The sequence below is a fragment of the Streptomyces albus subsp. chlorinus genome (assembly GCF_013302895.1).
GTDB lineage: Bacteria > Actinomycetota > Actinomycetes > Streptomycetales > Streptomycetaceae > Streptomyces > Streptomyces chlorinus.
Genome location: NZ_VJOK01000001.1, coordinates 2,276,512 through 2,281,436, shown reverse-complemented (window position 1 = coordinate 2,281,436; position 4,925 = coordinate 2,276,512). Strand labels below are relative to the sequence as shown.

The following is a 4,925-nucleotide window of genomic DNA, read 5'->3' as shown; positions in this document are numbered from 1 at the left end:
GTCCCTGGGTGCGGCTGGCCCCGGGCGACCGGGCTGGTCCGCAGTGCCCGGCCGGCTTCAGGTCTCGGAGTGCCCGGCCGACTTCGGGTCCCGGGCCGGTCCACCCGCGTCGGGCCGGCCTGCCGCACGCGCTGCTTGGTCTGCCCGCATCGGGCTGGTCTGCCTGCGCCAGGACGGTCCGCCGTACCGGCCGGTCCGCCCGCGCCGGGCCGGTTCGCCGCGTGGGTTGGTCTCCCCGCGCCGGGCCGGTTCGCCGTGCGGGCCGGTCCCGGTGTTCTGCCGGTTTCGCGTACTGGGCGGTTCCCGCTACCCGGTCGGTTCCGCGTACCCGGCGGGGTCGCCGCCCCCCCGGACCGGCTCGCCCCTCCTCGGCCGGCCGCCGCCGGGCCCGGCCGCCGGCGGTGCCGTGACCGGTGTGCGGCTTGGCCCGGGACCACGGTGGCACGCTGTCCCGGGCCGCGATGCGCGTTGTCGGGGACCATGGTGGCGGGCTGTCCGGGGGGACCGCGACCGCGCGCGGCCCCGGCCGCCGCGCCCGGCCGCCGGGCCCGCCGTGTTCCTCAGTAGCGCGCCGCGCTACTGAGGAACACGGCCCCGGATGCTCCTCCCCTTGCCGCCCTTGCCGCCCTTGGCACCCTTCGTGCTCTTGTCGTCCTTGCCGGCTCTGCCGGTCGCGCCGTGGTCGTCGGGGTGCAGCAGCGGGGCCAGCAGGTCGCCGTGCTTCTCGAGGCGGGTGGGCAGGTCGGAGGCGAGGAAGACCAGGTCCTCGGGCTTCTTCGCGGCGGCCAGTTCCTCCCAGGTCACCGGGGTGGAGACGGTGGGGCGCCGCTTGGCGCGCAGGGTGTAGGGGGCGGCGGTGGTCTTGGCCTGGTTGTTCTGCGACCAGTCGACGAAGACCTTTCCGCCGCGCAGATCCTTGGCCATCTTGCTGACCGCCTGGTCGGGCAGCTCCGCCTCGGCCTCCTGGGCGAGCTTCTTGGCGTAGGCCGAGACCTTGTCCGAGGGGGTGCGTTCGAGGGGGGCCACCAGGTGCAGGCCCTTGGAGCCGGAGGTCTTGGGCAGCAGCGTGATGCCGTCCTCGGCCGTACGCCGGCGCAGCCAGTCGGCGATGGTGCGGCAGTCGAGGATGTCGGCGCCCTCGCCCGGATCGAGGTCGAAGACGAGGCGGTCGGCCTTGGCCTGGTGGTCGGCCTGCCACTGGGGTGTGTGCAGTTCCAGGGCGGCCAGGTTGGCGGCCCACACCAGGGTCGCCTCGTCCTGGATGAGGACCTGGTGCAGCGGCTCCTTGCTGACGACGCTGATCTTGCGCCGCGTCACCCAGCTGGGGGTGCCCGGCGGCACGTGTTTGGTGAAGAACTTCTCGCCCTCCACACCGTCGGGGAAGCGCAGGAAGGAGAGGGGGCGTCCGTCGAGGTGGGGCAGGACGGCGTCGGCGACCGAGGCGTAGTAGTGGATCGCCTCGCCCTTGGTGAACCCGGTCGCCGGATAGAGCACCTTGTCGAGGTTGCTGAGGGACAGTCGATGGCCCCCGATCTCGGTGTGCGGCATAACCTGAGAGTCCCATAGAAGGGACAAAGTATGCGTTCAATCTGGAAAGGGACCATTTCCTTCGGGCTGGTCTCGATCCCGATCAAGGTGGTGGCCGCCACCGAGAACCACAGCGTCTCCTTCCACCAGGTGCACACGGCCGATGGGGGCCGCATCCGCTACCGCAAGGTGTGCGAGCTGGACGAGGAGGAGGTCCCGCGCGAGGAGATCGGCCGCGGCTTCGAGACGGAGGAGGGCCGCACCATCCTCCTCACCGACGACGACATGGCGGCCCTGCCGCTGCCCACCGCAAAGACGGTGGAGATCCTCGGCTTCGTCCCCGCCGAGGAGATCGACCCGATCCAGCTCGACCGCTCCTACTACCTGGCCGCCGACGGCAAGCGCGCCGACAAGCCGTACGTACTGCTGCGCGAGGCGCTCAAGAGGTCCGGCAAGGTCGCCGTCGCCAAGCTGGCCCTGCGTGCCCGGGAGAGCCTGGGGATGCTGCGCGTGTACGAGGACGCCCTGGCGCTGCACACCATGCTGTGGCCCGACGAGATCCGTGCGGTGGCCGGTGTCGCGCCCGAGGGGGAGGTCGCGGTGCGGGAGGCCGAGCTGGACCTGGCCGACACGTTGATGGAGACGCTGGGCGAGCTGGACTGGGGCGAGCTGCACGACGAGTACCGCGAGGCGCTGGAGGAACTCGTCCGCGCCAAGGCCGAGGGCGCGGAGCCGCCGCCCGAGGAGCTGCGCCGCAGGACGGAGGCCGGCGGCGGCAAGCTGGTGGACCTGATGGCGGTGCTGGAGCGCAGCGTGCAGGAGGCCCGCGGCGGGCGGGAGGAGGGCGCGGAGGGCGAGGCCACCGTCCACGAGCTGTCCGAGCGCCGCACGGGCGGGGCGGGCGGTGCGGGAGGCGGGAAGGCACCGGCGAAGAAGGCCGCCTCCAAGACGGCGGCGAAGTCCTCGAAGGCCGCGTCGAAGACGGCGGCGAAGAAGGCCGGGGCGAAGACGGACGCCGGGGCGAAGACGGACGCCAGGGCGAAGACGGACACCGGGGCGAAGAAGGACGGGGGCAGGGCCGGGGCGAAGAAGGGTGCGGGGAAGAAGACGGCGAAGGCCGGGACCGGCACCAAGGCCGCCGCCCCGAAGAAGGCCGCTCCGAAGAAGACCGCCGCGAAGAAGCCCGCGCGGCCCCGCAAGACGGCGTGAGCCAGGCCGTCAGCCGCGCGGTCCGGGGGCTGCGGGGCCCGGCCGGCGGCCGGCGGGCAGGAACAGCACCGAGTTGACGTAGCGGCGGTGCGGGGCCAGGGAGCGGCGCAGCAGCCCGTGCTCGGCCACGTGGGCGGTGCGCCGCTGGTGCGCGGCCAGGTCGAAGTCGGCCAGCGGCGTCCAGGTGCGGGCGGGCAGGACCCAGCCCGCGTAACCGAGCGAGGACAGCAGCGACAGCACGGGGCCGAGTGGCTGGATGCGCAGCTCCAGTTCGACGAAGAGGGCGGGCCGCTCGCGTGCGAGCGTCGCCGCGGCGCCGTGCAGGACGGCGAGTTCGCCGCCGTCCACGTCGATCTTGAGCAGGGTGACGCCGGTCAGGCCCAGTTCGTCCAGGGGCAGGCAGGGCACGTCCAGCGCGGTCTGGTGCATCTCGCGCCGCACCAGCGAGGAGACTCCGCGGTCCCCGCGCCCGCCGGGCGGCAGCCACAGTGTCGCGGTACCGGAGTGGTCGCTGGCGGCGGCCTGGAGGACCTCCGCGTTGGGCGGGGCGGTCGCGCGCAGCCGGCGGGCGAGGTGGGGGACGGGCTCGATGGTGACGACCCGGTCGGCGCGGCGTGCCAGTCTGCGGGTCCACGGCCCGTACCAGCCGCCGACGTCCACCGCCGTACCGCCGAGCGGGCAGAAGTCGGGCAGGCGGCCCAGCTCCGGCTCGAAGTGCGGGTAGAGCAGGTCGGTGGCGGCGGCCAGCAGCCGCCGGGGCAGGTGCGGGCCGAGGCGCGAGGCGAGGGTCATCAGCCGTGCCCCTCCGGCGTCCCGTGCTCCTCCGGCTTCCCGCGTCCCTCCGGCTCCCCGCGCTCCTGCGGCGCCGCCCCCTTGGGCCGCTCGTCCAGCTCTTCCATGAGGCGTCGGTGCTCCTCCTCGCCGAGCTGTTCGCCGGAGGAGGGGAGCAGTTGCGGGATGCCGTCCACGATGGGGTAGCGGCGGCGCAGCCGGGGGTTGTAGAGGGCTTCCCCGGGGTGCCGGAGGAGGGTGAGCGGGCCCTTGTCCAGCGGGCAGGCGAGGAGCCGCAGGAGGGGATCGTCGGGGGAGAAACCGGTCATGGTCACGGCCTTTCGGGGTCCTGGTGGTGTGCGGAGGGCGGGGTCGGGGCCGGGGGCGGCCGGCGGACGGGAGGGCCCGGGGCGCGGTGTCCTGCGCGTCGGGGGGCGGCTGTCGGGGGCCGGCGGCGCCCTCGTGCCGGGGCAGGACCACCAGGACGCAGACCGCGAGCGCCGCGCCGCCCAGCCGCAGGGCGAGCCGGAGCGGTTCGTCGGGCAGCGGTTCGGCGAAGGCGACGGTGCCGCTGACGGTCGCGTAGAGGAAGTTCACGGTGGTGCACACCGGCACCACCAGGGACGCGCGGCACCGTTGCAGCGCCGTCTGCGACAGGACGAGCCCGGTCGCGCCGGTGAACAGCAGGAGGTACGGGTACGGGGAGGCCAGCACCGCCACCGCGGTGCCGCCGGGGTCGCCGGGGTCGAGCAGCCCGGCGACGCCCTTGACGGCCAGCGAGCTGACCCCGTACAGGAAGCCGACGGCCACCCCGTAGGGCACCCCGGCCGTCGGCATCCGGTGGCGTCGCCGGGAGCGGCGCTCCGCGGACAGGAACAGGGCGAGGCCCAGCGCCAGCGACGGCAGGCAGAGGGCGAGCAGCAGCGGGACGGGCGCGAGCCGGCCGACCGTCTCGGAGGTCCCGTGCAGCGAGAAGACGATCATCAGCAGTGCTGCCAGGACGGCCACCATCCCCTGCCGTTCCCGCCCGCTGGTGCGCTCGCCCAGGAAGAGCGCCGACAGCAGCAGGAGCAGTACCAGGCCGGTGACGAACAGCCCCTGGGCGGCGACCAGGGGCAGCGTGCGGTAGACGGCGAGCTGCGCGGCGAAGCCCAGCAGGAGCGAGGCGGCGCCCGCGATCCACAGCGGGCTGCGCAGCAGGTGCGCCACGAGCCGCGCCGGGCGGGCGGCGGACAGGGGAGGCAGCCGGTCCAGCGCCCGCTTCTCGATCACGAACCCCGCGCTGAAGAGGAGGTTGGCCAGCAGCGCCGCCGCGACGCCCCAGAGCATCAGCTGCCCTCCTCCCCGGGCGGCCCACCGCGCGGCCCGGGCCCACCGCGGGGCCCGGGCCTGCCGTGCGGCCCCGGCCCGGCGTGGGG

The 4,925-nt window shown here is 74.6% G+C and carries 4 protein-coding genes and 1 pseudogene; 1 reads left to right on the top strand and 4 read right to left on the bottom strand.

What is annotated here, in order from left to right; genetic code table 11:
• Nucleotides 1-576: 576 nt before the first annotated feature.
• Nucleotides 577-1,548, bottom strand: a complete 972-nt coding sequence (gene ligD / locus FM076_RS10305) for a non-homologous end-joining DNA ligase (protein ID WP_243274410.1) — start codon at nucleotides 1,546-1,548, stop codon at nucleotides 577-579.
• Between the two features lie 30 nt (nucleotides 1,549-1,578).
• Here ligD and FM076_RS10300 point away from each other — a divergent pair, with 30 nt between their 5' ends.
• On the top strand, nucleotides 1,579-2,736 hold the full coding sequence (locus tag FM076_RS10300; RefSeq protein WP_173869655.1) for a Ku protein: 1,158 nt from the start codon (nucleotides 1,579-1,581) through the stop codon (nucleotides 2,734-2,736).
• 9 nt (nucleotides 2,737-2,745) lie between these two features.
• Here the strand turns inward: FM076_RS10300 and FM076_RS10295 are convergent, their stop codons facing one another.
• The 3 genes and pseudogenes from FM076_RS10295 to FM076_RS10285 form a co-directional block, all read right to left on the bottom strand.
• Entirely contained in the window at nucleotides 2,746-3,528 is a 783-nt protein-coding gene (locus FM076_RS10295) for an FkbM family methyltransferase (RefSeq protein ID WP_173874644.1), read from the bottom strand.
• The gene (locus FM076_RS10290) at nucleotides 3,528-3,836 is read right to left on the bottom strand and encodes a Trm112 family protein (protein ID WP_173874645.1); all 309 of its coding nucleotides are present in this window, start codon (nucleotides 3,834-3,836) and stop codon (nucleotides 3,528-3,530) included. The genes FM076_RS10295 and FM076_RS10290 overlap by 1 nt, the downstream gene beginning before the upstream one ends.
• A gap of 187 nt (nucleotides 3,837-4,023) precedes the next feature.
• Nucleotides 4,024-4,836: pseudogene (locus tag FM076_RS10285) on the bottom strand (DMT family transporter); the annotation flags it as partial.
• Nucleotides 4,837-4,925 lie beyond the last annotated feature (89 nt).

Excerpts from the sequence above, each read along its gene's own strand:
- ligD (WP_243274410.1), bottom strand. The coding sequence starts at position 1,548 with ATGCCGCACACCGAGATCGGGGGCCATCGACTGTCCCTCAGCAACCTC.
- FM076_RS10300 (WP_173869655.1), top strand. The coding sequence starts at position 1,579 with ATGCGTTCAATCTGGAAAGGGACCATTTCCTTCGGGCTGGTCTCGATC.
- FM076_RS10295 (WP_173874644.1), bottom strand. The coding sequence starts at position 3,528 with ATGACCCTCGCCTCGCGCCTCGGCCCGCACCTGCCCCGGCGGCTGCTG.
- FM076_RS10290 (WP_173874645.1), bottom strand. The coding sequence starts at position 3,836 with ATGACCGGTTTCTCCCCCGACGATCCCCTCCTGCGGCTCCTCGCCTGC.